The organism is Pseudomonas sp. LBUM1664, assembly GCF_059695895.1.
Genome location: NZ_CP166791.1, coordinates 4,639,257 through 4,662,809, shown reverse-complemented (window position 1 = coordinate 4,662,809; position 23,553 = coordinate 4,639,257). Strand labels below are relative to the sequence as shown.

Sequence of the window (23,553 nt, the reverse complement as noted above, 5' to 3'; positions counted from 1 at the left end):
GTCTGCCTTAAATAAGTTGGCTGGGGATGTTTGCAAGGCCCTGGGTCAGCAGGGCTGCGCGCTAAAGGGTCAGTAGTCGGAACAACGCGATTTTGTTGATCTCTGCCAGCGCGCATTTGAATTCGGTATCCGCCGAGTGGTGGATGCGCGTTTCGAACGCTGCAAGGATCTGATGCCGGTTGCTGCCTTTTACCGCCATGATGAAGGGAAACTTGAACTTGGCCTTGTAGGCATCGTTCAGCTCGGTGAAGCGCGCAAACTCGTCGATCGAGCATTGGTGAATACCGGCGCCGGCCTGTTCGTTCGTGCTGGCTTCGGTCAGTTGGCCCTGGACGGCAGCTTTGCCTGCCAGGTCCGGGTGAGCGTTGATCAGGGCCAGTTGGCGGGTTTGATCGGCACGGAGCAGGATGTCGCTCATGCGCTGGTGCAGGGTTTCGATCTGGTCGATCGACGGGTCCTGGCCCAGGTCGAACGCCTTTTCGGCCACCCATGGCGAATGTTCGTAGATATCGGCGAAGGCTTTGACGAAGGCTTCGCGGCTCAAGGTGGAAGGCTTGAGGGTCTGGAACGCAGTCATTTCGAAGCCCCCGGGTACGGATGGGTCTGTTGCCAGTGGCGGGCGATGTCGACGCGACGGCTGAACCAGACCTGTTCATGACTCTTGGCGTATTCGAGGAAGCGCTTGAGGGAGGCAAGGCGGGCAGGGCGACCGATCAGGCGGCAGTGCAGGCCAATGGAAAGCATCTTCGGCGCTTCGGCACCTTCGGCGTATAGCACATCGAAGGCATCCTTGAGGTATTGGAAGAAATCGTCGCCCTTGTTGAAACCCTGCACCTGGGTGAAGCGCATGTCGTTGGTGTCCAGGGTGTACGGAATCACCAGATGCGGCTTGCCGGTAGGATTGTTCGGTTCCCAGTAGGGCAGGTCGTCGTCGTAGGTGTCGCTGTCATAGAGAAAGCCGCCTTCTTCCATCACCAGCCGGCGGGTGTTGGGGCCGGTGCGGCCGGTGTACCAGCCCAGTGGGCGTTCACCGCTGATTTCGGTCAGGATGCGGATCGCTTCGAGCATGTGCTCGCGTTCCTGGGCTTCATCCATGTATTGATAGTCGATCCAGCGATAGCCGTGGCTGCAGATTTCGTGACCGGCGGCGACCATGGCGCGGATCACGTCCGGATGGCGTTGGGCGGCCATGGCCACGGCAAAGATGGTGAGCGGAATGTCGAATGCCTTGAACAGCTTGAGAATCCGCCAGACACCGGCGCGGCTGCCATACTCGTACAACGATTCCATGCTCATGTTGCGCTCGCCCTGCAGCGGTTGCGCCGAGACCATCTCCGAGAGGAACGCTTCGGATTCCTTGTCGCCATGCAGAATGTTGCGCTCACCGCCTTCCTCGTAATTGAGCACGAAGGACAGGGCGATGCGGGCATTGCCCGGCCAGTGGGGATGCGGTGGGTTAGTGCTGTAACCGATCAGGTCGCGTGGGTAGTCAGCGCTCACTGCAGTCTTCCTTCTTGTTCGAACCATGTAGGTGGCGCCCTGGCGATGAGTGACAGGCTGGCGTCACGACGATGGAGTGATTGTATACAACTTTATGCTCGATTTGTAAGCCTGATTTTTTGCATTTTTCACCACTATCCCCGGTTCGTCTACACTGCAAGAAACCTGCCCACTTGGTCAATTATTTGATGGCAAGCGAGCGTATCCATTGGTTTGGCTTCAGATTGAGTCGCAACCATTGTCAGAGGGGGTATAGGGGAAATATGTGTTTTTTATTGTGTACAATTTTCTTTTAAAATGTCTTAATTCGCTCATCGCTGCGGCGTTTCGTGCTCCGAAACGGTGCGGCCTGTCTTTCAACTGATTCAGGAGGCGTCGGGCCGGACTGTTCTGCAGCGAGGCACGCACAATCAATGGGACGTTTGACTACTCACGTTTTGGATGCCGCACATGGCTGCCCGGGCAGCTCGATCAAGGTCGAGCTCTACCGCGTCGAAGGTTCGCACCTGCACTTGGTCGCCAGCGCACTGACCAACAGCGATGGCCGTTGCGATGCACCGCTGCTGCAAGGGGATGACTACCGTTCGGGTGTCTATCAATTGCAATTTCATGCCGGCGATTACTACCGCGCCCGCGGTGTCCAACTGCCCGACCCGGCGTTCCTGGATGTGGTGGTGCTGCGCTTCGGCATTTCGGCCGAGCAGGATCATTACCATGTGCCTTTGTTGATTTCGCCCTACGCCTATTCCACGTATCGAGGCAGCTGATCCCCCACGCAGATGCCTCGCCCTGGAAGCGACTGCGCCTAGCGTTTCTTTGGTTTTTCGCCCGCTCACACTGCGGGCTTTTTTTCGTCCATGGATATGTGGCGCCTGGGAGGGCCTCATCGCGAGCAGGCTCGCTCCCACAGTTGTCCTTGGTGAACACAAAATGTGTACTCGACGAAGATCCCCTGTGGGAGCGAGCCTGTTCGCGATGCTTTTGATACTCAGCGGCTCAACAACGAAGCCGCCCCCGCCCCACCGAACAGCCCGGCACTGATCCGGTTGAACCAGCTCTGGCCCTTGCCCGTACGCAAATACCGCGCGGCACCGTGGGCGCCGAGGCCGTAGGCCAGCTTGCACAGCAGGTCGAGCACGGTCCAGGTGGCGATCATGATCAGCAGTTGTGGCAGGAACGGTTGCCCGGCGCTCAAAAACTGCGGCAGGAAAGCGGCAAAGAACAGAATGTCTTTCGGGTTGCTTGCACCCAGTACGAACGCCCGGCCGAACAGGGCGCGAAAGCGGGGAATGGCGGCGGCCTGGGGCACTTCGGCCCCTTGGGAGGGCTGGCGCGATTGCTGCCAGCTCTGCCAGGCCAGGTAAAACAGGTAGAGCGCACCGACGATCTTCAAGGCGCTGAACAGCTGTTCGGACGCCATCAGCAATGCACCGAGCCCCAACGCTGAAGCGCTCAACAGGCAGATCGAGGCGATCACCCCGCCCAGGAACGCTGGATACGAGCGGCGCAGGCCGTAGTTCAGGCTGTTGCCGATCATCAACAACGACAGTGGGCCGGGGATGAGGATCACCACCAAGGCGGCGCCACTGAACAACAGCCAGGTTTCCAGATTCATTGCTTTGCTCCTGATGTACAAAAGCCTCACCCAATGGGTGAGGCGGGTGGATACGGTATCGCTTACAAGAAGATGAACTTGGCGATGAAGATCGCGCAGAGCACCCACAGGCTGACGGAGATTTCCTTGCGTTTACCGGTGCCGGCCTTGAGCACCACATACGTGATGAAACCCAGTGCAATGCCATCGGCCACCGAAAAGGTCAGGGGCATCATGATGGCCGTGACAATGGCCGGAATGCTCTCGGTCGCCTCGTCCCATTCGATGTGGGCCATGCCGCCCATCATCAGCATGGCGACGTAGATCAAGGCACCGGCCGTGGCATAGGCAGGGATCATCCCGGCCAGCGGTGCGAAGAACATCGCGGCAATAAATAGCACACCGACGGTCACGGCGGTAAGCCCCGTCCGGCCACCCGCGGCCACACCGGCGGCGCTTTCCACGTAGCTGGTCACCGGCGGCACACCGACCATGGCGCCGAATACGCTGGAGGCGCTGTCGGCCTTCAAGGCGCGGGACAGGTTCTCGATCTTGCCATCGGGCTTCACCAGGCCAGCGCGCTGGGCGACGCCCATCAGGGTGCCAGCGGTGTCGAACATGTGCACGAACAGGAAGGCCAGCACCACGCTGATCATGCTGACGTTGAATACGCCGGCCACGTCCATCGCCATCCAGGTCGGTGCCAGGCTCGGTGGTGTCGACATGACGCCGTTATATTGCACCAATCCCAGGCCCCAGCCGGCCAGGGTCACGGCGATGATACTGATCAGGATCGCGCCGAACACGCGGTGATAACTGAGCACGGCGATCATCAGAAAGCACACGGCGGCCAACAGCGGGCCCGGTTCACGCAAGGAGCCGAGCCTGATCAGCGTCGCGGGGCTGTCCACGATGATCCCGGCGGTCTTCAGGCCGATCAGTCCGAGAAACAACCCGACCCCTGCGCCCATGGCGAACCGCAGGCTCACCGGAATGCTGTTGAGCAGCCACTCACGGACCCGCGACAGGGTCAGGAACATGAACAAAACGCCGGAAACAAACACCGCGCCCAACGCGGTTTCCCAGTTGTAACCCATGGTGCCCACCACGGTGTAGGTGAAAAATGCGTTCAGGCCCATGCCCGGTGCCAGGCCCACCGGCCAGTTGGCGTACAGGCCCATCAACAGGCAACCCAGGGCGGCGGCGATGCAGGTGGCGACGAATGCGGCGCCGTGATCGATGCCGGCGTCGGCCATGATGTTGGGGTTGACGAAAATGATGTAGGCCATGGTGATGAAGGTCGTCAGACCGGCGATCAGCTCGGTCTTCACCGTGGTGCCATGCAAGCTGAGTTTGAAGATGCGCTCCAGCCAGCCTCTGCGTAACGGCGGCGAGAGGTCCAGCGTCTGGGCTTCGGGTTTGCGGCTTTCCACAGCGAGTACTCCTCAAGAGTTTTATTGTTATTTCCAGCACCGCACGCCCCCTGAGGGTGGTTGCGAAGCTTTGAGGCAGGTAAGGCTGGCGAAGTTTGTTGACCTATTGGTCAGGAACTCGCACGTGGCGAATTATGCTTTTGTATACAAATAAAGCAAATAATGTTTTACGTGTTGTCGACGAAATGTCTGGCGATAGGGATATATCGCCTATGAGGACGCTATCGCGAGCAGGCTCGCTCCCACAGTGGATTGTGGTGAGTGCAAGATGTGTGTTTGGCGACGTCCCTCTGTGGGAGCGAGCCTGCTCGCGATAGCGCCAGTTCAGGCAATACCAAGCTAGGCCTTCCCCAGCTCCAGATTCACCGCCAGCCACCCATTCACCGCCTCTTCCCCAGCCTCGGCAAACACCCGCTCCAGCAATTTCACCTGCTCACGCCGCAGCGCCTGCTCGAAACGCTCGCCCTCGGCGGTCAGTTCCAGCAGCCGCTTACGTTTATCGGTCTCGGACGCAATGCTGTTCACCAGGTGCATTTCCATCAACTGTCGCAACGGCATGTTCAGCGCCTGTTTGCTGACTCCCAGCAATGCCAGCAATTCCTTCACGCTCAGTGACGGGTAGCGAGCGATGAAAAAAACGATGCGCTGGTGCACCCGGCTCAACCCGCGACGCTCGAGCATTTCATCGGCCTTGGCGGTGAACGCCTGATAGCCGAAGAAGAACGCTTCCATGGCCATTTGTTGGGAAGTCGGGTTTTTAAGGTCAAGCATATTGACGTATCCAGAGGTGTCGGAGTAATTTCAGTCAACCAGTTTGACTCATTATTCCAGCGACCTGCTACAGGTGATCCCATGGCTTTTTCCGAACGTGTCTCGCGCCTCAAAAGTTCTTTGATTCGAGAAATCCTCGCGGCGGCGCAGCGCCCGGAAGTGATGTCGTTCGCCGGCGGCCTGCCGGCTGAAGCCATGCTGCCGAACGTGCAATGGGAGGCCATGCCGGTGTCCATGGGCCAATACGGTATGAGCGAAGGTGAACCGGCCCTGCGCGAAGCCTTGGCGGCGCAGGCGCGGTCGCTGGGCCTGGCTTGCGAGGCCAGTCAGGTGCTGGTGGTCAGCGGCTCCCAGCAAACCCTCGATCTGGCGGCCAAGCTGCACATCGACGTCGGCACCGAGGTCATGTTGGAAGCGCCGACTTACTTGGCGGCATTGCAGATTTTCCAGCTGTTCGGCGCCGATTGCATCACGGTGCCCCTGGAGGCCGACGGTCCGGACCTGAAACAGTTACGGGCCAGGCTGGAGCGGCATCGGCCAGCGTTCATCTACCTGATTCCCACCTTCCAGAACCCTTCGGCGGTGCGCTACAGCGAGGCCAAGCGTGATGCAGTGGCGGCGCTGTTGGATGAGTTCGGCGTGACCCTGATTGAAGACGAACCCTACCGCGAACTGACCTTCGACGGCGGCAGCGCCACGCCGATCGTCAGTCGCTTGACCAAGGCCAGCTGGATCTACACTGGCACCGTCTCGAAAACCCTGCTGCCAGGGCTGCGAGTGGGTTACCTGATTGCCAGCCCGGATTTGTTCCCACACCTGCTGCGGCTCAAGCAGTCGGCGGACCTGCACACCAATCGCGTTGGCCAATGGCAGGCGCTGCAATGGATCGGCACCGAGAAGTACCGCAGCCATTTGAGTGAGTTGAGGGATTTTTACCGGGATCGTCGCGACCGGTTCCAGGCGGCGCTGCAAAGGCATTTTACCGACATCGCGGACTGGAACGTGCCCCAGGGCGGGCTGTTTTTCTGGCTGACCCTCAAGCAACCGCTGGACACCCGCACCTTGCTCGACGCCGCGTTGGCTGTCGATGTTGCGTTCATGCCAGGAGAGCCGTTCTTCCCTGAACCGGACAAACACCCGGGGCACTTGCGTTTGAACTTCAGCCACATCGACCCGGCGCGGCTGGATGAAGGGCTGAAACGGTTGGCGGGTGTGGTGCGTGAGGCTTTGGCTGCAAAAGCAGCCTGATATTAGGGGGCCTTGTGGTGGCTGTGCGGGCCTCATCGCGAGCAAGCTCGGCTCCCACAGGTGGACCTCGACGCCGCCCCCGTGGGAGCCGAGCTTGCTCGCGATGAGGCCAGTAGTCACACTAAAAAATTATCAGACCGCCGAAAACCGCTTATCCAGATAGTCAATGATCACCTTGGATTCATACATCCAGGTGGTCTCGCCATTCTCTTCGATACGCAGGCACGGCACTTTGATCTTGCCGCCTTGTTCCAGCAGCGTCTGGCGATCCTGCTCGTTGTTTTTGGCATCGCGCAGGGCCACTGGTACGTTGAGACGGCGCAGGGTACGGCGGGTTTTCACACAGAACGGGCAGGCGTGGAACTGATAGAGCGTCAGGCTGCGGGCGGCCTGCTCAACCTGCGTCTGGGCCTCGGCCGGGCGCTGCTTCTTGCCGGGGCGGGTGATGAAATCGATGAAGATGATGAGCTGGCCCAGGCCAACTCGAAGCGCTTTGACGATCACGGTATAAGCCTCGCGGCAGGGAAGAAGAGGGCGCGCAGCTTACCTGATTTTTCACAGGCGAAAAAAAACCGGCGATCAATGCCGGTTTTCTTCAAGTGACGGGTTACTTGATGAGGCTGAGGAATTCGCTGCGGGTCGCGGCATTTTCCCGGAACTCGCCAAGCATCACCGAGGTGATCATCGACGAATTCTGCTTTTCGACACCGCGCATCATCATGCACATGTGCTTGGCCTCGATCACCACCGCCACGCCCAGGGCGCCGGTCACTTGCTGGACCGCATCGGCGATCTGGCGGCTGAGGTTTTCCTGGATCTGCAGGCGACGTGCGTACATGTCGACGATACGGGCGACCTTCGACAGCCCCAGCACCTTGCCACTCGGGATGTAGGCCACATGAGCCTTGCCGATGAAAGGCAGCAGATGGTGCTCGCACAGCGAGTACAACTCGATGTCCTTGACCAGCACCATTTCGCTGTTGTCGGAGCTGAACAAGGCACCGTTGGTGACTTCTTCCAGGGTCTGTTCATAACCGCGGCAGAGGTACTGCATGGCCTTGGCAGCGCGCTTGGGCGTGTCGAGCAGGCCCTCGCGGGAAACGTCCTCGCCCAATTGGCCGAGAATCGCGGTGTAATTCTGTTCCAGAGACATGAAACTACCTGTGGGATTTTACGCAAAGAGCAAGGGTACGGTGGCGGACACGGCGCTGCAAGCTCGGCAATCGAGGCTACTCGTCACGACCTTCCATCATGGTGCGCTTGAGCATCACGTACACCGCTCCGGCTCCGCCGTGTTTCGCCTGGCAGGAGGTGAAGCCGAGCACTTGCGGGTGCTGGCGTAGCCAAGTGTTGACGTGGCTCTTGATCATGGGTCGCTTGCCGTCCAGTCGCACGGCTTTGCCGTGGGTGACGCGCACACAGCGGATTTCGAATTTGGTGGCTTCGGCCAGGAAGGCCCAGAGGGTTTCCCGGGCTTTTTCGACGGTCATGCCATGCAGGTCGAGGCTGCCTTCAAAGGGGATCTGGCCGACCTTGAGCTTGCGCATCTGGCTTTCCTGGACGCCGTCGCGCGCCCACATCAACTCGTCTTCAGGGCCTACGTCGATCACGAACTGATCGGACAGACCGTCCACGGTCGTGGCATCGGTGCGCACGGTGGCAGCTTGGCGCAGCTTGGCGATCTGTGCGCGATCGGCCTTGGGTTTACCGGTCTCGGCGCGATCGTGTTTGATCGGTTTTACGCCCTGGATCGCACTTTTGAACAGGGAAAAGTCGTCGTCTTGCATGTCAGCCTCCGCGAAGGCCGGCCAGTTTACCCAACTCGGGCGGGATCAGGCGCGGCAAAACGTTGGAGAGCGGGTCAGTCGTGCTTTTTCATCAGGTGAGGAGCCATGGCCAGCTCCAGAGATTGGCGGGCGCGGCGGCGGCATCGGCGCCATAGCCAGACGCCCAGCAGCAATACGAGAAGCCCAATCGCCAGAATGCCCCCTGAACCGAGCGGGGTGGCATTCAACTCGCCCAGCGCAGGCGGGCGGCCCAGCAGGCTCGCGGCACCGGCCATGGCCAGCAGGACACCGAGCGTTGCCAGGAGCGCAGCGATCGCCGCACCAAAACGAAACCGCCAGTTGCTGGGGCCTTTGGGCCGCAAGCGACGTGCGTCAAAACCATCGGATAGCTTCATTCCGACCTTCCTTAATGGGTATCGGCCCTTCGACCGGAAGATGTACGGGTTGTTCCTGAGGCTAAGACAATTGCGGTGAACGAGAGACTTTTGTGGATGAGCGGCGGAAACGGCCGCCCATCACGGGCATCAGATGAAGTCGCGAGTCAGGGCAAGGGTGGCGAAGTTGTCCGCCATGATCGCCATTTCGGTCTGGTGCACGTGTTCGGCGCTGAGCACGCCGCCCTTGTGCGGCAGATCACGGGTGGCGCAGGCGTCTTCGACCAGCGTGCAGCGAAAGCCCAGGTTCTTGGCCGCGCGCACGGTGGTGCTGACGCTGGAATGGCTCATGAAACCGCAGACAATCAGGTCCAGGGGGCCGAGGTCTTCCAGGCGCTTTTTCAGCTCGGTGCCGTGGAACGCGCTAGGCAACAGTTTTTCGATCACGGTTTCGTCGCCCTGGGGCTCGAGGCCTGGAATGAATTCCCCGCGTTCGCCTTGTGGATCGAACAGCCCGCCATGGGTACCCAGGTGGCGCACATGCACGATCGGCCGACCGGCGGCACGGGCCGCGCCGAGCAACTGCTTGATGTTCGCAACCGCTGCATCCATGCCACTCAAGGCCAGGGGACCGGCGAGGTATTCTTTCTGGGCATCGATGATGATCAGCGTCGCTTGACTCAGATTAGCCGCCGCATAACCACGGCCGCTAAGTTGAAACATCGTTTTTGGAACGGACATTCTGGGGCTCCTTCGAGTGGGGCTTTTGCGACATTCTCCTCTGGCTGAGCGGTTCTGTGAATCGCTTCCATCACAAGGGCCGTCGTTGCTGGCCTACAGCCTTGTCAAGATGTCCGTCTTGTTCAATGGGCAGCGCAAAAAATGGATAAATCCTACATCTGATCCGGTGTTTTTCGTTCGCCTTTGAGGCACGTTTTGGTGGGGCCGCGTTTGGCTGGTAGACTCGCCAGTCGCTTTTTTTCTGGAGTTTGCCACCGTGATCACTTCCCGCCTTCGTACCCTGCGCGACCATATTCGTTGGGCCGTCAGCCGTTTCCATGGGGAGGATCTGTTTTTCGGTCATGGCACCGACAATGCGTGGGATGAAGCCCGTCAATTGGTGTTGGGCGCGCTGCACCTGCCGTGGGAAATTGCCGATAGCTATCTGGACTGCCGTCTCGAAGACGAAGAGCTGGTCCATGTGCAGCGTCTGCTGCGCCGGCGTATCGAAGAACGCGTCCCGACGGCTTACTTGCTGGGTGAAGCCTGGTTCTGCGGGATGTCTTTCATTGTTGACGAGCGCGTGCTCATTCCGCGTTCGCCCATCGGTGAACTGATCGAAAAGCGTTTCGAGCCCTGGCTGGGCCAGGAACCTGCACGGATTCTCGACCTCTGCACCGGTTCTGGCTGCATCGGTATCGCCTGTGCTTTTGAATTCCCGGATGCCGAAGTGGTGTTGGCCGACCTGTCGTTCGAAGCGCTGGAGGTGGCCAACCAGAACATCGAGCGTCACGGCGTCGACGAGCGCGTGTTCACCGTTCAGGGCGATGGCTTCGAAGGTTTGCCGGGCCAACGTTTCGACCTCATCGTGTCGAACCCGCCCTACGTCGATGCGGAAGATTTCGCCGACATGCCGCAGGAATACCAGCACGAGCCGGAGCTGGGCCTGGCCTGTGGCGATGACGGCTTGAACCTGGTTCGCCGGATGCTGGCCGAAGCGGCAGATCATCTGACCGAGAAGGGTTTGTTGATTGTCGAGGTGGGCAACAGCCAGGTTCACGTCGAGGCGCTGTACCCGGAAGTCGATTTCGCCTGGCTGGACTTCGAGCGCGGCGGACATGGTGTGTTCATGCTCAGTGCCGAGCAGTGCCGCCAGCATCAGGCGTTGTTTGCTTCGCGGGTTTGACCCGATTGTCCTGATGGAACCGTCCCTGTGGCGAGGGGATAAATCCCCTCGCCACAGGGTTATTGTGTCAGGACCTTCCTGCAGCAATCAGCTACGCGTCGCAATCCAGATCAACAACCCCGCCTGGAACATGGCAAAGGCCACCAGGCAGGTGATGGTGAAGCGCAGGCCGGTGTCTTCGCGTTTGAACTTGGTGACTCTTTCTTCCTGCTTCTTGAGCTTGATGTCCTGTTCCGCCAGGTTCTGCTCGGCTTGTTGCAGCATCTGCGCAGCTTCGAGGATTTCCACAATCTGCAGCTTCTCCGTGTGCCAGTCCCCCAGCAGATTGCCAACCTGGGTCGGCTTGACGCTGCCTTTGAGGTGCTGGGCGTCGGCGTAGACCACGTCGAAGCCGTGGGCCCGCATGAAGTGATCGCGGCGCAGGCGGGTATCTTCGTTCAGCGCGTCCTTGTTGTTCAGATCGGCGCCGTCCACCCGGTAGCTCGACCAGCGTTTCTTGGCCCAGGTGATGCCCTGGGCGGCAAGGAAGCGGCCGATGCCACGGTTCATTGGCTCGACTTGCAGGCTGTCCGGGGAAAAATACAGGCGCTTTTCGACGTGATCGGCCCAGACGTCCAGATGATTCTGTTCCTTGCGCACTCGCTGGCCCGGCAGTTGAATGCTCATGCGCAGCAAGCTGCGCTCTTTGCTGTGGCGCTCGGCATAGTTGAATTCGACAAAACGCAGCGGCCGCACACCCGTGGCGCGGTCGGTCTTGAGCGGTGCCAGCCGGAGCATTTTATGGTGCTCGGCCTGTACGTCCGCCCAAGGCTGCTCCACCTCCGGAGGGGCGGGCGTTTCGGCGGTGGTGTCGGGTGAAGTTTCGGGTTCAGTCATAACGGCAAAATCCTATCAGGCCGGCCTCGGCAGCCATTGCGCTGTCCGACACCGGTTTATCGGCCGTTTTTACCAGGACTGGAGGGCTAGTGGCCTGAGTGGCCACTAGAAGCGTTTAACGGGTAGCTATTGAGTCAATAAAATGCAGGATTTGCGCACCCAGTTCTGCCGCCAGGGGCAGGTTGGGATCCTTGTAGGAGGCCAATTGCCGTTTCACGTCGTTGGGCACGATGCGCATCACATGGTTCATGCCCTCGATCAGCGCCAGCTCTGCATCGGGCTTGGCGGCTTTCAACTGCCTGGCGTCATCGACGCTGACCTGAATGTCATTGCTCCCCTGGATGATCAAGGCTGGCATCTTCAGCGCCGCGAAGGCTTGGGCCGGGTCCTGATGAAACAGCGAGATCAGGTACGGCTGCACGCTGGGGCGGAAAATGACTTGCAGTTGCGCAGGCACGTTCTCGTCGAGCCGACCGGCCTTGAGGCTGTCGAGCAGCTCATTGCTGCGCAACATCAGCGGCGGTGGCAGGCGGCTACTGAGCTGTTGACGCAGCACCTGGTCGATAGGCCGGGCGCTGCCAGACACCGAAATCACCGCTGCCGCGTTGGCCTGGGGCGCGGCGAGGCTGGCGATCAACGCGCCCTCGCTGTGGCCCAACACAATCAACGGGCCCAGCCGCGGGTCGGTGGCGAGTTTGCGACTCCAGGCCACGGCGTCGGCCACGTAGGCCTCGACACTCAGGTTACGTTCGTCCGGTGTGGCCGCCAGGCTGGCGGCCACACCGCGTTTGTCATAGCGCACGCTGGCGATGTTGTGTTTGGCCAGCACCCAGGCCAGGCGCTTGAGGCTGTCGTTGCGCCCGCCGTCGGGGTTGTTACCGTCGCGATCGGTAGGACCGGACCCGGAAATGATCAGGACAACCGGCACCGGTGTGTCGGACTTGGGCAGCAACAGCGAGCCGAAAAGCTCACCGTTGCCCGTGTCGAGGCTGATGGGACGTTGCAGGACCGTGGCCTGGACCAGGCCGGTAAACAGGGTAAGGCTCAAGGCAAGCACTCTTAACATCATCACGCCATTAGTTGCGAAGGTGCCGGTTGGACTGGCGGGCACCGATAAGGTTCGAGGATGAACTACTCGGGGAGCCTGCGTATACTGGCGTCCATTACGAATCCAAGGTTGAGTCTCTCAGCGATTTACGGAGCACCCTGCATGTCCGGCAATACCTACGGCAAGCTGTTCACCGTCACCACCGCGGGCGAAAGCCATGGCCCGGCGTTGGTCGCCATTGTCGACGGCTGCCCGCCAGGCCTGGAAATTTCCCTGGACGATCTGCAGCGTGACCTGGACCGCCGCAAGCCTGGCACCAGCCGCCACACCACCCAGCGCCAGGAAGCCGATGAAGTCGAAATCCTGTCTGGCGTGTTCGAAGGGCGCACCACTGGCTGCGCCATTGGCCTGCTGATCCGCAACACCGACCAGAAGTCCAAGGACTACTCGGCCATCAAGGACCTGTTCCGCCCGGCCCACGCCGACTACACCTACCACCACAAATACGGTGAGCGCGACTACCGCGGCGGCGGTCGCAGTTCGGCCCGGGAAACCGCCATGCGCGTGGCGGCCGGGGCGATTGCCAAAAAATACCTGGCCAGCCAGGGCATCATGATTCGTGGCTACATGAGCCAGTTGGGGCCCATTGAAATCCCGTTCAAGACCTGGGATTCGGTGGAGCAAAACGCCTTCTTCTGCCCCGATCCGGACAAGGTGCCGCAGCTTGAGGCCTACATGGACCAACTGCGCCGGGACCAGGATTCGGTCGGCGCGAAGATCACCGTGGTGGCCGAAGGTGTGATGCCGGGCCTCGGCGAGCCGATCTTCGACCGCCTCGACGCCGAGCTAGCCCACGCGCTGATGAGCATCAACGCCGTGAAAGGCGTGGAAATCGGTGCCGGTTTTGCCTGCATTGCCCAGCGTGGCACCGAACACCGCGACGAACTGACCCCAGAAGGTTTCCTGAGCAACAATGCCGGCGGCATCCTCGGTGGCATTTCCTCGGGCCAGCCGATTGTGGCGCACCTGGCATTGAAGCCCACGTCCAGCATCACCACGCCGGGCCGCTCCATCGACATTCATGGCAACCCGGTGGACGTCATCACCAAGGGCCGCCACGACCCGTGCGTCGGCATTCGCGCGACGCCCATCGCCGAGGCGATGATGGCGATCGTGCTGATGGATCACCTGCTGCGTCATCGCGGCCAAAACGGCGACGTTCGGGTCAGCACCCCGGTGCTGGGTCAGCTTTGATGGCTGGCCTGCCGACCGCCGTGGCCTGACGACCATGGCGGCACTGCCGTACTGGCGGCTCTCCAGTTTTTATCTGTTCTATTTCGCATTGCTCGGTTCGACGGCGCCGTTCCTGGCGCTGTATTTCGATCACCTGGGGTTCAACGCAGCGCGCATCGGCGAGCTGGTGGCGATCCCCATGTTGATGCGCTGCGTTGCGCCGAACATCTGGGGCTGGCTGGGGGATCGCACCGGCCGGCGCCTGGCGATCGTGCGTTTTGGCGCGATCTGTACGCTGCTGACCTTCTCGCTGATATTCATCGATAAAAGCTACGCCTGGCTGGCGATGGTCATGGCGCTGCACGCGTTCTTCTGGCACGCGGTGCTGCCGCAGTTCGAAGTCATTACCCTGGCCCACTTGAGCGGGCAGACCTCGCGCTACAGCCAGGTCCGGCTGTGGGGCTCGATTGGCTTCATTATCACCGTGGTCCTGCTTGGCCGACTGTTCGAATGGCTGAGCCTGGACATCTATCCGGTGGCGCTGGTGCTGATCATGGGCGGCATCGTGCTCGCCAGTTTCTGGGTGCCCAACGCCCAGCCGGTGCAGGGGCCGCGAGTGGCGGGGGACGGCTTTTTGCGGCAGCTGCGCAATCCTGGCGTGCTGGCGTTCTACGTATGTGTGGGCCTGATGCAGGTGAGCCATGGGCCGTATTACACTTTTCTGACGTTGCACCTGGAGCGCCTGGGCTACAGTCGCGGGTTGATCGGCATGCTCTGGGCCGTTGGCGTGGTGGCAGAAGTTCTGATCTTCCTGCTGATGAGCCGGATCCTGGCGCGGTTTTCCGTGCGCCGGGTACTGTTGGTCAGTTTCCTGCTGGCGGCGTTGCGCTGGCTGCTGCTGGGTTCTCTGGCGGAGTTTCTCTGGGTGCTGTTGTTTGCCCAGGTGCTGCATGCGGCGACGTTCGGTAGCTTTCACGCCGCTGCCATTCATTTCGTGCAACGTAGCTTCGGCCCGCGCCAGCAAGGCCAGGGCCAGGCGCTGTATGCGGCGCTGGCCGGCACGGGCGGAGCATTGGGCGCGTTGTATTCCGGTTACAGCTGGAATGCCCTGGGCGCCACCTGGACTTTCAGCATCGCCAGCCTCGCAGCCTTCGCTGCAGCCGTTATCATTGCCACACGTATGCAAGAGGACAGGCCATGAGCCTTACCCGTGAACAGCTCGCCCAGGAAATCATCGATGCCGGGCGCTTTTTGTATGGCCGCGGCTGGTCCCCGGCCACCAGCAGTAACTATTCGACCCGGCTTTGCCCTGACCAGGCCTTGCTCACCGTGTCGGGTAAGCACAAGGGGCAACTGGGCCCGGGCGATGTGCTCGCCACCGACCTGGACGGCAACAGCCTGGAACCGGGCAAGAAGCCGTCCGCCGAAACCCTGTTGCACACCCAGCTGTATCGCTGGGGCCCGCAGATCGGTGCGGTGTTGCACACCCATTCGGTGAATGCCACGGTGTTGTCGCGCTTGACCGACGAAGCCTTCATCGACTTTGAAGACTACGAACTCCAGAAGGCCTTCAGCGGCGTTACCACCCACGAATCTCGGGTCCGTGTGCCGATTTTCGACAACGACCAGGACATCGCCCGCCTGGCCGCCAAGGTGCAGCCCTGGCTCGAGGCGCATCCCGATTGCGTCGGCTACCTTATTCGCGGCCACGGCCTGTATACCTGGGGAGCGAGCATGAACGATGCACTGCGCCAGATCGAAGCGTTCGAGTTCCTGTTCGAGTGCGAGCTCAAAACCCGCGCACTCCTGAACCGTTAATTTGCTGGAGCCATTGCCATGAGCAGCCTATCCGTTTATCACGTCTCAAACCCCGACATTCCGAACAAGGTGTTGACCCACCTTGAAGACATCGCCGCGACCCTGGCTGAAAAAGGTGTTCGCTTCGACCGTTGGGAAGCCGCGACGAAGATCCAGCCTGGCGCCAGCCAGGACGAAGTCATCGCCGCCTACCAGACCCAGATCGACCGCTTGATGACCGAGCGTGGCTACGTCACCGTCGACGTCATCAGCCTCAACAGCGATCACCCGCAAAAAGCCGAATTTCGCGCCAAGTTCCTTGATGAGCACCGCCATGGGGAAGACGAAGTACGGTTTTTCGTCGCCGGTCGTGGCCTGTTTACCCTGCACATCGATGATTACGTCTATGCCGTGCTATGCGAAAAGAACGACCTGATCTCGGTGCCTGCTGGCACGCCGCACTGGTTTGACATGGGCGAGCATCCGCATTTCGTTGCCATTCGCCTGTTCAATAACCCGGAGGGCTGGGTCGCGAAGTTCACCGGCGATGACATCGCCAGCCGTTTCCCACGCCTGGAGGACTGAGTCCGTGTCGATTAAAGCCATCCTCACCGACATCGAGGGCACCACCAGCGCGGTAAGTTTCGTGTTCGACGTGCTGTTTCCCTATGCCGCCAAACATTTGCCGGATTTCGTCCGGCAGAATGCCGGGCGTGCCGACGTGGCCGGACAACTGGCAGCGGTGCGCCAAGACAGCGCAGAACCAGACGCTGACGTCGAGCGGGTCATCGCGATTCTGCTGGGCTGGATTGCCGAAGACCGCAAGGCCACGCCGCTAAAAGCGTTGCAGGGGATGGTCTGGGAGCAGGGCTATCAGGCGGGGCAGTTGAAAGGTCACGTTTACCCGGATGCAGTGCAGGCGCTCCAGCGTTGGCACCAGGAAGGTTTCCAGCTGTTTGTTTATTCCTCGGGTTCGATCCAGGCGCAGAAGCTGATTTTCGGTTGTTCCGAAGCCGGCGACCTGTCGCCGTTGTTCAGTGGATATTTCGACACCACTTCAGGGCCCAAGCGGGAAGTGCAGTCTTACCAGCGCATCAGCGCGGCGATGGGTTTGGCGGCGGGGGATATTTTGTTTCTGTCGGACATCGTCCAGGAACTGGACGCGGCCCGCGACGCCGGCATGGCCACTTGCGCATTGGCCCGGGAGGGCGGTGAACTGGCGGGTCATGTCACGGTAGACAGCTTTGCGCGGATTGATCCGTCACGGTTTTGAAACCAGTAGACAAAACGAAATGTGGGAGCGGGCTTGCTCGCGAAGGCGGCTTAACATTCAACAGAGGTGTCGACTGTTATGCCCTCTTCGCGAGCAAGCCCGCTCCCATAGGATCAGACGCTGTGATAGGTCGGCAGAGCGAAGCGATGCTGGCTTTGCAACAGGGTAATCTGTGGCAACTCGCTGGCCTGTTCAGCCAGGTCGCGACGGATTGCACTGATCGCCCAAGACAATTGATCCCCGGCGTGCAACTGGGCGTAGGAAATCGTGCGTTTAAACAGTTTGCCTTCGCTGTTGCGCAACGTCAGAAGGATGCCACCATCCGGACGGGGCTGTGTTGTCACGTCGTAGTTGGAAAACAGGGACGAAAATTTTTCTTGAATCATGTTCATATTTGACTGCTCCATGGTATGGCAAACCGTGGAGGGGTAGTTGCAGCGTCTGTGCCAGTGACGGAATCTAAAGTAATTCCTTTAAAAACATATAGTTAACAATCTACTGTGTTTTCGCTTTCGTGCATCTTGCATGAATGACCATCGTGCATCCTGCATTTTGCGAGGTCTGGCAGTCTTTTTTGGAACCAATTCGGTTTATGGCGCTCACGCCACGCCTTTTCTGGGCAGCAGATACAAAACATTGCAAAAACCGCATGTACAGCGCCGGAATCGCTGGCGTACTTTCGATCGAAATCTCCTCCAGCGCGATAACAAGAACCGAGACCCACGAGGTCGAACGGGGATCACCATGAGTCGTACATCCAGCGACGCCATTACCTGGGGCATGATGCTGCGCAAGCTGCCAACCATTGCCAGAGCCGTTCCCCGGATCGTCAAAGGCATGAAGCTTGCCAACGTCCAGGACCCCACCCAGCCCTGCGGCCTGGGCTGGTGTTTCGAACAGGCCACGCAACGCAATCCCCATGGCCCGGCGTTGCTGTTCGGCGACGCGGTGTGGAGTTATGCACAGGTCAATGAACAGGCCAATTGCATCGCCCATTACTTGTTGGCGCAGGGCATTGGCAAAGGCGACTGCGTCGCGATTTTCATCGAGAACCGGCCACAACTGTTGATTACGGTGCTGGCGGTGGCGAAGGTCGGCGCGGTCAGCGCCATGGTCAATACTTCGCAAACGGGCGATGCCTTGGTGCACAGCCTGGCGCTGGTCGCACCGGTCGCTGTGATGGTCGGAGACGAACGGGTCGATGCCTTCAACGATGTGCGAGGCCGAATCGCACTGCCGAGTGCTCGGACCTGGTGGGTCGCCGATCAGGACAGTGCCGCCGTCCCGTCCGGTTTCGTCGATCTGATGAGCCACCGCGCCGGCTATCCGGGTGACAATCCGGCCAGCAGCCGGCAGGTCTTCTTCAACGACCCGTGTTTTTACCTCTATACCTCGGGCACCACCGGGCTGCCCAAGGCCGGGGTGTTCCGCCACGGTCGGTGGATGCGCACGTCCACCAGTTTCGGCCTGATCGCCCTGGACATGCAGCCCGATGATGTTGTGTATTGCACCTTGCCGCTGTATCACGCCACGGGCCTGTGCGTGTGCTGGGGCGCGGCGATTTGTGGCGCATCGGGGTTTGTGATTCGGCGAAAATTCAGCGCCAGTCAGTTCTGGAGTGACGTACGTCGTTATCGGGCGACCACGCTGGGTTACGTCGGTGAATTGTGCCGATATCTGGTCGACCAGCCCATCGGCGCCGAAGACCGTCACCACGGTGTGAAAAAAATGATCGGCAACGGCCTGCGCCCAGGGGCCTGGTCAGCGTTCAGGACGCGCTTTGGCATCGAGCACATTTGCGAGCTGTACGCGGCCAGCGACGGCAATATCGGGTTCACCAACGTCCTGAATTTTGACAACACCGTCGGGTTTTCCCTGATGGGGTGGGCACTGGTGCAGTACGACCATGCCAGCGCCGCGCCGTTGCGCAACCTGCAGGGACGAATGCAGAAAGTGCCCAAGGGGCAACCGGGCCTGCTGTTGGCACGGATCGACGACAAGGCGCCGCTGGACGGCTACACCGATTCGGCCAAGACTGAAAAAGCCATCTACCAGGATGTGTTCGCCCCTGGCGACCGTTACTTCAACACCGGCGACCTGTTGCGCAACATCGGCTTTGGTCATGGGCAGTTCGTTGATCGTCTCGGTGATACCTATCGCTGGAAAGGCGAAAACGTCTCCACCACGGAAGTCGAGAACGTGCTGCTGCAACACCCGCAGGTGGCCGAGGCGGTGGTCTATGGGGTGCAGATCAATGGCACCAATGGCCGCGCCGGCATGGCGGCGATCACCCCGTCCGAATCCCTGGCGACCCTGGATTTCAGTGAGCTGTTGCTGTTTCTGCAACGCAAATTGCCTGGCTATGCGGTGCCGCTGTTCCTGCGCATCAAGGTGAAAATGGACACCACTGGCACCTTCAAATACCAGAAGACCCGTCTTAAAACCGAAGCTTTTGACCCGTGCGTCGCGGGCGATGAGCCGGTCTACGCCTGGCTGCCCGGCACCGGGACCTACGTGCGGGTGGACCGACAATTGGCAACGCAGATCCAGGGCGGGCAGTACCGCTATTGATTCTGGCTATGAACGGTGCAGAGAAAAAAGGGATGACAGGTCTTGAGTCCCTCGGGAAACTAGCCGCTTTGCGAAGACTTAAGTGGAGTTTCCCATGTCCGATACAAGCCGCCAGATGACCCCGGAAGAGGCTGCGGAGTTTGCCGAGCAGGTGTTCAACGTTGCACGCCAGGGCGACGCCGCCATGATGGCCGCGTTGCTGAGCAAAGGCCTGCCGCCCAACCTGCGCAATCACAAGGGCGACACCTTGTTGATGCTGGCCGCTTACCACGGGCATGTGGAGACGGTGAAAGTGCTGCTGGAACACAAGGCTGATCCGGAAGTTCGCAACGACAATGGCCAGAGCCCGATTGCCGGCGCGGCGTTCAAAGGCGACCTGGCAGTGGTTACGGCGCTGGTGGAGGGCGGCGCGCAAGTGGAAGGCTCCTCCTTCGATGGCCGTACGGCGCTGATGATGGCGGCGATGTTCAACCGGGTGGCGATCGTCGATTACCTGATCAGCAAAGGCGCAGACCCGAAAGCCAAGGATGCCAACGGCGTCTCGGCCCTGGATGCGGCCAAGACCATGGGCGCGGTGGATACTACGGCGCAGTTGGAGACGTTGTTGGGCTAAGAGGCCGAGCGCAGATCCGGCGACTGACGGCTTTTGATTGTGTGGCGAGGGAGCTTGCTCCCTCGCCACAGGTGCCTGACTCGGGCAATGTGATGCGCTATCCTGCGCGCCCTCGAAAACCCACTCTCCACAGGATTCGCCCCATGAAAGCCGCACTCGTCGAACTCATCAGCAAAATCAGCTCCGGGTGCCTCGGTGAGGCTGATATTGCGAAAATCGCTGACGAAGCGGCCCAGGCCTACGCTGATCCGGCGGCTTTTCTTGCGGCCAACCCGGATATCAATTACGACGACACCTTCCCGATTCCTCTGGGCGAGTGGGTGGTGGTGGGGAGCCTGCCGGACACCGTGGTGTTCCAGGCCGATACCTACATGGACTTGTTCGAACAGATCGTCGCCTCGTTCGGCCCTGGCGTGGCATTCAATCTCAAGCCCAAGCAACTGGCGAAAACCGAAGCCCTGACCGCGCTCAACCGTATCCAGGTCCAGATGAGCAGCCTGAACAAGGAAAACGGCGGGTACGTGCTGATGAACTTCAGCCAACTGCTCGACGACGAATTGCAAATGGTGCTGGTGTACGGCAACGACATGCCGCGGGTGCTGGAGTTGTGTGCTGAAGTCGGCATCGCCGCCGCACCGTCCCTGGAAGCCCTCAAGGTCGCGGTTCACGTCTGAAGCAATAAAACGGAACCCTTGCCGGAGCCCCGCTATCCTAAGTGGGCATATCACCATTTGGGAGCGACACCATGGGTTCCACCTTCAACGGCCTGATTGGCCTGATCATCCTGGCGCTCGATATCTGGGCGATTATCAATGTGCTCAAGAGTGGCGCGCAAACGGGGGCGAAAGTCCTGTGGGTGCTGCTGATCATTCTTTTGCCGGTGTTGGGCCTGATCATTTGGGCGATTGCCGGGCCGCGTGGCAACGTGCGAATTTGACCGCTTCATGACATTGCCCGGCAGGCCTTGGCCGCCGGGCATTCAACTCTGCCGCGACGGTATCAGGCTGTCGCCAGTGCGCGCTTTTGCGAGGCGCTCAGGAATCGCAGCAAGGCCAGTAGCGGGAAGGCACTGCCGATGATCACCACCCACAACCAACCGCCGTGTTCGTACACCGCGCTGGCAATCGATGAACCAAAGGCGCCGCCGACGAAAATGCTGGTCATGTACAGCGCATTGAGGCGGCTGCGACTTTTGGCATCGAGGGCATAGATGGTGCGTTGACCCAGGACCATGTTCATCTGCACGCAGAAATCCAGTACCACGCCAGTCACGGCCAGGCCGATAACGCTGTAGAGCGGATGGATGAAGGCCGGTAGAAAGCTCAGGCTGGCGAACAACATCGCCAATAGCGAGGCGATGCGGGTATGGCCGGCGTCCGCCAGGCGACCGGCAATGGGCGCGGCGATGGCGCCGATGGCACCGACCAGGGCGAACAGGGCGATTTCAGTCTGGGACAGGCCATGGTTGCGCGACAGCTCCAGCGGCACGGCGGTCCAGAACAGGCTGAACGTGGCGAACATGCAGGCCTGGTAAAACGCCCGTTGACGCAACTGTGGTTGCTGGCGCAGCAGGGTGCCGAGCGAACCCAACAGTTGGCCATAGGAGGCGCTGTGGTCAGGCTGGCGCTTAGGTACGGTCAATGCCAGGACGACGCTGATCGCGGCCATCAATGCCGCGGCGATCATAAACATCGCCCGCCAGCCGAAGTGGTCGGCCACCAGGCTGGAAATCGGCCGCGCCAGCAGGATCCCCAGCAGCAGGCCGCCCATGATCCCTCCCACGACCCGACCCCGAGATTCTTCCGGCGCCAAGTGCGCAGCCAGCGGAATCAGGACTTGCACCGACACGGAGCTGAACCCCACCAGCAGCGAAATCAGCAGGAACACGTTCGGTTGGTCGGTGAACGCCGCCCCCAATAGACTGGCAATCGCCACCACGGTGGTGAGGATCATCAGGCGACGGTTTTCCAGCAGGTCTCCCAGCGGCACCAAAAAAAACAGGCCCAGGGCATAGCCGATCTGAGTCAGCGAGACGATCAGGCTGGCCATGGTGCTGGACAGGCCGACGTCGGGTGCGATCAGTTCGATGATGGGCTGGGCGTAGTAGATGTTGGCGACGATGGCACCGCAGCAGAAGGCGAACAGCAGGACCATGCCTCGGGTCAGGCGCGTGCTGGCGGGCAGGGCGGATGGGTGGGCGCTCATGGCAATCTCATCAGTGAATGGAAGGATGGCGTGAGGCTAAAGCGTTGCGAGGCCCTGGAACAGGCTTTGTGGTTGATACCGGACATGCCTGCCGTTGATGATGGTTGCTGCAATGAGGGCTCTTATGTGGCAAGGGAGCTTGCTCCCGCTCGGTTGCGTAGCAACCGCCAGAATGGGGCCGCTACGCAGCCCAGCGGGAGCAAGCCCCCTCGCCACAAAAGCTTCCTGCAACCCTATGCGATCAGTGCCTTACTGCCCGCTATAAATCTGGTCGAAAATCCCACCATCATTGAAGTGCGTCTTCTGCACCGTGCGCCAGTCGCCGAAGGTTTTTTCCACCGACAGGAAATCCACTTTCGGGAAGCGGTCGGTGTATTTGGCGAGGACGGCCGGGTCCCGTGGGCGCAGGTAGTTGGCCGCGGCGATTTCCTGGCCTTCTGGCGACCACAGGTAGTTGAGGTACGCCTCGGCGGCGACGCGCGAGCCTTTCTTCTCGACGACTTTATCCACCACGCTCACCGGTGGCTCGGCTTCGGCGGAAACACTCGGGTAAACCACTTCGAATTGGTCGCGGCCAAATTCGCGGGCGATCATTTCGGCTTCGTTTTCAAAGGTCACCAGCACGTCGCCGATCTGGTTGGTCATGAAGGTGGTGGTCGCTGCGCGACCGCCGGTGTCCAGCACCGGAGCCTGCTTGAACAGCTTGCCGACGAAGTCCTTGGCTTTGGTCTCGTCACCGCCGTTCTTGAGCACATAGCCCCAGGCCGACAGGTAGGTGTAGCGGCCGTTGCCGGAGGTTTTCGGGTTGGGCACGATCACTTGCACGCCGTCCTTGAGCAGGTCGGGCCAGTCTTTCAGCGCCTTCGGGTTGCCTTTGCGCACGATGAACACCGTGGCCGAGGTGAACGGGGCGCTGTTGTTCGGCAAGCGGGTGACCCAGTTCTCGGGCACCAGTTTGCCGTTATCCGCCAGGGCGTTGATGTCGGTGGCCATGTTCATGGTAATGACATCCGCCGGCAACCCGTCGATCACCGAGCGCGCCTGCTTGCTGGAGCCGCCGAAAGACATCTGGACGGTGATGTTTTCGTTGTGCTCGGCCTGCCAGTGTTTCTGGAAAGCGGCGTTGTAGTCCTTGTAGAAATCGCGCATCACGTCGTAGGAAACGTTGAGCAGGGTCGGGGCGGCGTGGGCCAGGCTGCCGAAGGTCAGGCCGGCGGCGAGAAGTGAGGCGCCAAAGAAGTTCTTCACTGCGAATTCCTTTTTATTTGAAAGGGGTTCCGGGCAATAAGCCCGCACACTAGCGGCAAGCTTATAGGCCTTCAAG

General features: G+C 60.4%; 27 protein-coding genes. 12 read left to right on the top strand and 15 right to left on the bottom strand.

The genetic code is table 11. The features are described 5' to 3' along the window. Positions 1–61 precede the first annotated feature (61 nt). On the bottom strand, positions 62–577 hold the full coding sequence (gene uraD / locus ACA047_RS21845) for a 2-oxo-4-hydroxy-4-carboxy-5-ureidoimidazoline decarboxylase (protein WP_497352865.1): 516 nt from the start codon (positions 575–577) through the stop codon (positions 62–64). Beyond that, a complete protein-coding gene (gene puuE, locus ACA047_RS21840) occupies positions 574–1,500 on the bottom strand; it encodes an allantoinase PuuE (RefSeq protein WP_497352863.1) in 927 nt (308 codons plus the stop codon). The genes uraD and puuE overlap by 4 nt, the downstream gene beginning before the upstream one ends. A 413-nt stretch (positions 1,501–1,913) precedes the next feature. On the opposite strand from puuE, the gene uraH reads away from it, so the two are divergent. Further along, positions 1,914–2,267 (top strand): hydroxyisourate hydrolase, encoded by a 354-nt coding sequence (gene uraH, locus ACA047_RS21835; RefSeq protein ID WP_497352861.1) that lies wholly within the window; start codon positions 1,914–1,916, stop codon positions 2,265–2,267. A gap of 221 nt (positions 2,268–2,488) precedes the next feature. On the opposite strand, the gene ACA047_RS21830 is transcribed toward uraH, so the two are convergent. From ACA047_RS21830 to ACA047_RS21820, 3 genes are all read right to left on the bottom strand, one after another. Next, on the bottom strand, positions 2,489–3,115 hold the full coding sequence (locus tag ACA047_RS21830; RefSeq protein WP_497352859.1) for a LysE family translocator: 627 nt from the start codon (positions 3,113–3,115) through the stop codon (positions 2,489–2,491). A 62-nt stretch (positions 3,116–3,177) separates the two neighbouring features. Then, on the bottom strand, positions 3,178–4,527 hold the full coding sequence (locus ACA047_RS21825) for an NCS2 family permease (RefSeq protein ID WP_497352857.1): 1,350 nt from the start codon (positions 4,525–4,527) through the stop codon (positions 3,178–3,180). 339 nt (positions 4,528–4,866) lie between these two features. Next, entirely contained in the window at positions 4,867–5,298 is a 432-nt protein-coding gene (locus tag ACA047_RS21820; protein ID WP_497352855.1) for a MarR family winged helix-turn-helix transcriptional regulator, read from the bottom strand. A gap of 81 nt (positions 5,299–5,379) precedes the next feature. Between ACA047_RS21820 and ACA047_RS21815 the strand changes: the two genes are divergently transcribed. Beyond that, positions 5,380–6,546, top strand: coding sequence for an aminotransferase-like domain-containing protein (locus ACA047_RS21815; protein WP_497352853.1), 1,167 nt, complete (start codon positions 5,380–5,382; stop codon positions 6,544–6,546). Positions 6,547–6,678: 132 nt separating this feature from the next. Here ACA047_RS21815 and ACA047_RS21810 read toward each other — a convergent pair whose 3' ends face one another. From ACA047_RS21810 to ACA047_RS21790, 5 genes are all read right to left on the bottom strand, one after another. Further along, on the bottom strand, positions 6,679–7,050 hold the full coding sequence (locus tag ACA047_RS21810; protein WP_497352851.1) for a glutathione S-transferase N-terminal domain-containing protein: 372 nt from the start codon (positions 7,048–7,050) through the stop codon (positions 6,679–6,681). 103 nt (positions 7,051–7,153) lie between these two features. Continuing rightward, positions 7,154–7,699: a GTP cyclohydrolase I FolE gene (gene folE, locus ACA047_RS21805; RefSeq protein ID WP_003204506.1), complete on the bottom strand. Its 546-nt coding sequence runs from the start codon at positions 7,697–7,699 to the stop codon at positions 7,154–7,156. Positions 7,700–7,775: 76 nt separating this feature from the next. Then, complete coding sequence (locus ACA047_RS21800) at positions 7,776–8,333, bottom strand: Smr/MutS family protein (protein WP_025214971.1); 558 nt, start codon at positions 8,331–8,333, stop codon at positions 7,776–7,778. 74 nt (positions 8,334–8,407) lie between these two features. After that, positions 8,408–8,728: a hypothetical protein gene (locus tag ACA047_RS21795; protein WP_497352849.1), complete on the bottom strand. Its 321-nt coding sequence runs from the start codon at positions 8,726–8,728 to the stop codon at positions 8,408–8,410. 129 nt (positions 8,729–8,857) lie between these two features. Beyond that, the gene (locus ACA047_RS21790) at positions 8,858–9,448 is read right to left on the bottom strand and encodes a cysteine hydrolase family protein (RefSeq protein ID WP_497352847.1); all 591 of its coding nucleotides are present in this window, start codon (positions 9,446–9,448) and stop codon (positions 8,858–8,860) included. Positions 9,449–9,704: 256 nt separating this feature from the next. Between ACA047_RS21790 and prmB the strand changes: the two genes are divergently transcribed. Continuing rightward, the gene (prmB, locus tag ACA047_RS21785) at positions 9,705–10,613 is read left to right on the top strand and encodes a 50S ribosomal protein L3 N(5)-glutamine methyltransferase (protein WP_497352845.1); all 909 of its coding nucleotides are present in this window, start codon (positions 9,705–9,707) and stop codon (positions 10,611–10,613) included. A gap of 87 nt (positions 10,614–10,700) precedes the next feature. Here the strand turns inward: prmB and ACA047_RS21780 are convergent, their stop codons facing one another. Next, positions 10,701–11,489 carry a hypothetical protein gene (locus tag ACA047_RS21780; RefSeq protein WP_497352843.1) on the bottom strand — a complete coding sequence of 263 codons (789 nt, stop codon included), beginning with the start codon at positions 11,487–11,489 and terminating at the stop codon, positions 10,701–10,703. Between the two features lie 115 nt (positions 11,490–11,604). After that, positions 11,605–12,558 carry an alpha/beta hydrolase gene (locus ACA047_RS21775; protein ID WP_497360478.1) on the bottom strand — a complete coding sequence of 318 codons (954 nt, stop codon included), beginning with the start codon at positions 12,556–12,558 and terminating at the stop codon, positions 11,605–11,607. 141 nt (positions 12,559–12,699) lie between these two features. On the opposite strand from ACA047_RS21775, the gene aroC reads away from it, so the two are divergent. Genes aroC through mtnC form a run of 5 tightly spaced genes read left to right on the top strand, consistent with a single transcriptional unit; the run spans position 12,700 to position 16,840 of the window. Further along, complete coding sequence (aroC, locus tag ACA047_RS21770) at positions 12,700–13,791, top strand: chorismate synthase (protein WP_497352841.1); 1,092 nt, start codon at positions 12,700–12,702, stop codon at positions 13,789–13,791. A gap of 34 nt (positions 13,792–13,825) precedes the next feature. Next, a complete protein-coding gene (locus tag ACA047_RS21765; RefSeq protein ID WP_497352839.1) occupies positions 13,826–14,971 on the top strand; it encodes an MFS transporter in 1,146 nt (381 codons plus the stop codon). After that, positions 14,968–15,588, top strand: coding sequence for a methylthioribulose 1-phosphate dehydratase (locus ACA047_RS21760; protein ID WP_497352837.1), 621 nt, complete (start codon positions 14,968–14,970; stop codon positions 15,586–15,588). The genes ACA047_RS21765 and ACA047_RS21760 overlap by 4 nt, the downstream gene beginning before the upstream one ends. Before the next feature lie 18 nt (positions 15,589–15,606). Continuing rightward, positions 15,607–16,152 carry a 1,2-dihydroxy-3-keto-5-methylthiopentene dioxygenase gene (locus ACA047_RS21755; protein WP_497352835.1) on the top strand — a complete coding sequence of 182 codons (546 nt, stop codon included), beginning with the start codon at positions 15,607–15,609 and terminating at the stop codon, positions 16,150–16,152. Positions 16,153–16,156: 4 nt separating this feature from the next. Beyond that, positions 16,157–16,840, top strand: a complete 684-nt coding sequence (gene mtnC / locus ACA047_RS21750) for an acireductone synthase (protein ID WP_497352833.1) — start codon at positions 16,157–16,159, stop codon at positions 16,838–16,840. 113 nt (positions 16,841–16,953) lie between these two features. Here mtnC and ACA047_RS21745 read toward each other — a convergent pair whose 3' ends face one another. Next, on the bottom strand, positions 16,954–17,232 hold the full coding sequence (locus tag ACA047_RS21745; protein WP_497352831.1) for a DUF3509 domain-containing protein: 279 nt from the start codon (positions 17,230–17,232) through the stop codon (positions 16,954–16,956). A 352-nt stretch (positions 17,233–17,584) separates the two neighbouring features. Here ACA047_RS21745 and ACA047_RS21740 point away from each other — a divergent pair, with 352 nt between their 5' ends. From ACA047_RS21740 to ACA047_RS21725, 4 genes are all read left to right on the top strand, one after another. After that, entirely contained in the window at positions 17,585–19,411 is a 1,827-nt protein-coding gene (locus ACA047_RS21740; protein WP_497352829.1) for a long-chain-acyl-CoA synthetase, read from the top strand. A gap of 94 nt (positions 19,412–19,505) precedes the next feature. Beyond that, the gene (locus tag ACA047_RS21735; protein ID WP_497352827.1) at positions 19,506–20,024 is read left to right on the top strand and encodes an ankyrin repeat domain-containing protein; all 519 of its coding nucleotides are present in this window, start codon (positions 19,506–19,508) and stop codon (positions 20,022–20,024) included. Positions 20,025–20,167: 143 nt separating this feature from the next. Continuing rightward, positions 20,168–20,698: a hypothetical protein gene (locus ACA047_RS21730; protein ID WP_497352825.1), complete on the top strand. Its 531-nt coding sequence runs from the start codon at positions 20,168–20,170 to the stop codon at positions 20,696–20,698. Positions 20,699–20,769: 71 nt separating this feature from the next. Further along, entirely contained in the window at positions 20,770–20,961 is a 192-nt protein-coding gene (locus ACA047_RS21725) for a PLDc N-terminal domain-containing protein (protein ID WP_497352823.1), read from the top strand. A gap of 62 nt (positions 20,962–21,023) precedes the next feature. On the opposite strand, the gene ACA047_RS21720 is transcribed toward ACA047_RS21725, so the two are convergent. Further along, positions 21,024–22,229: an MFS transporter gene (locus ACA047_RS21720; RefSeq protein ID WP_497352821.1), complete on the bottom strand. Its 1,206-nt coding sequence runs from the start codon at positions 22,227–22,229 to the stop codon at positions 21,024–21,026. Positions 22,230–22,478: 249 nt separating this feature from the next. Continuing rightward, positions 22,479–23,477 (bottom strand): sulfate ABC transporter substrate-binding protein, encoded by a 999-nt coding sequence (locus ACA047_RS21715; protein ID WP_497352819.1) that lies wholly within the window; start codon positions 23,475–23,477, stop codon positions 22,479–22,481. Between the last annotated feature and the right edge of the window lie 76 nt (positions 23,478–23,553).

Coding starts and splice junctions, on each gene's coding strand:
- uraD (WP_497352865.1), bottom strand. CDS start 577: ATGACTGCGTTCCAGACCCTCAAGCCTTCCACCTTGAGCCGCGAAGCC.
- uraH (WP_497352861.1), top strand. CDS start 1,914: ATGGGACGTTTGACTACTCACGTTTTGGATGCCGCACATGGCTGCCCG.
- ACA047_RS21830 (WP_497352859.1), bottom strand. CDS start 3,115: ATGAATCTGGAAACCTGGCTGTTGTTCAGTGGCGCCGCCTTGGTGGTG.
- ACA047_RS21820 (WP_497352855.1), bottom strand. CDS start 5,298: ATGCTTGACCTTAAAAACCCGACTTCCCAACAAATGGCCATGGAAGCG.
- ACA047_RS21815 (WP_497352853.1), top strand. CDS start 5,380: ATGGCTTTTTCCGAACGTGTCTCGCGCCTCAAAAGTTCTTTGATTCGA.
- folE (WP_003204506.1), bottom strand. CDS start 7,699: ATGTCTCTGGAACAGAATTACACCGCGATTCTCGGCCAATTGGGCGAG.
- ACA047_RS21800 (WP_025214971.1), bottom strand. CDS start 8,333: ATGCAAGACGACGACTTTTCCCTGTTCAAAAGTGCGATCCAGGGCGTA.
- ACA047_RS21795 (WP_497352849.1), bottom strand. CDS start 8,728: ATGAAGCTATCCGATGGTTTTGACGCACGTCGCTTGCGGCCCAAAGGC.
- ACA047_RS21790 (WP_497352847.1), bottom strand. CDS start 9,448: ATGTCCGTTCCAAAAACGATGTTTCAACTTAGCGGCCGTGGTTATGCG.
- ACA047_RS21780 (WP_497352843.1), bottom strand. CDS start 11,489: ATGACTGAACCCGAAACTTCACCCGACACCACCGCCGAAACGCCCGCC.
- ACA047_RS21775 (WP_497360478.1), bottom strand. CDS start 12,558: ATGATGTTAAGAGTGCTTGCCTTGAGCCTTACCCTGTTTACCGGCCTG.
- aroC (WP_497352841.1), top strand. CDS start 12,700: ATGTCCGGCAATACCTACGGCAAGCTGTTCACCGTCACCACCGCGGGC.
- ACA047_RS21765 (WP_497352839.1), top strand. CDS start 13,826: ATGGCGGCACTGCCGTACTGGCGGCTCTCCAGTTTTTATCTGTTCTAT.
- ACA047_RS21760 (WP_497352837.1), top strand. CDS start 14,968: ATGAGCCTTACCCGTGAACAGCTCGCCCAGGAAATCATCGATGCCGGG.
- ACA047_RS21755 (WP_497352835.1), top strand. CDS start 15,607: ATGAGCAGCCTATCCGTTTATCACGTCTCAAACCCCGACATTCCGAAC.
- ACA047_RS21745 (WP_497352831.1), bottom strand. CDS start 17,232: ATGAACATGATTCAAGAAAAATTTTCGTCCCTGTTTTCCAACTACGAC.
- ACA047_RS21740 (WP_497352829.1), top strand. CDS start 17,585: ATGAGTCGTACATCCAGCGACGCCATTACCTGGGGCATGATGCTGCGC.
- ACA047_RS21735 (WP_497352827.1), top strand. CDS start 19,506: ATGTCCGATACAAGCCGCCAGATGACCCCGGAAGAGGCTGCGGAGTTT.
- ACA047_RS21730 (WP_497352825.1), top strand. CDS start 20,168: ATGAAAGCCGCACTCGTCGAACTCATCAGCAAAATCAGCTCCGGGTGC.
- ACA047_RS21725 (WP_497352823.1), top strand. CDS start 20,770: ATGGGTTCCACCTTCAACGGCCTGATTGGCCTGATCATCCTGGCGCTC.
- ACA047_RS21720 (WP_497352821.1), bottom strand. CDS start 22,229: ATGAGCGCCCACCCATCCGCCCTGCCCGCCAGCACGCGCCTGACCCGA.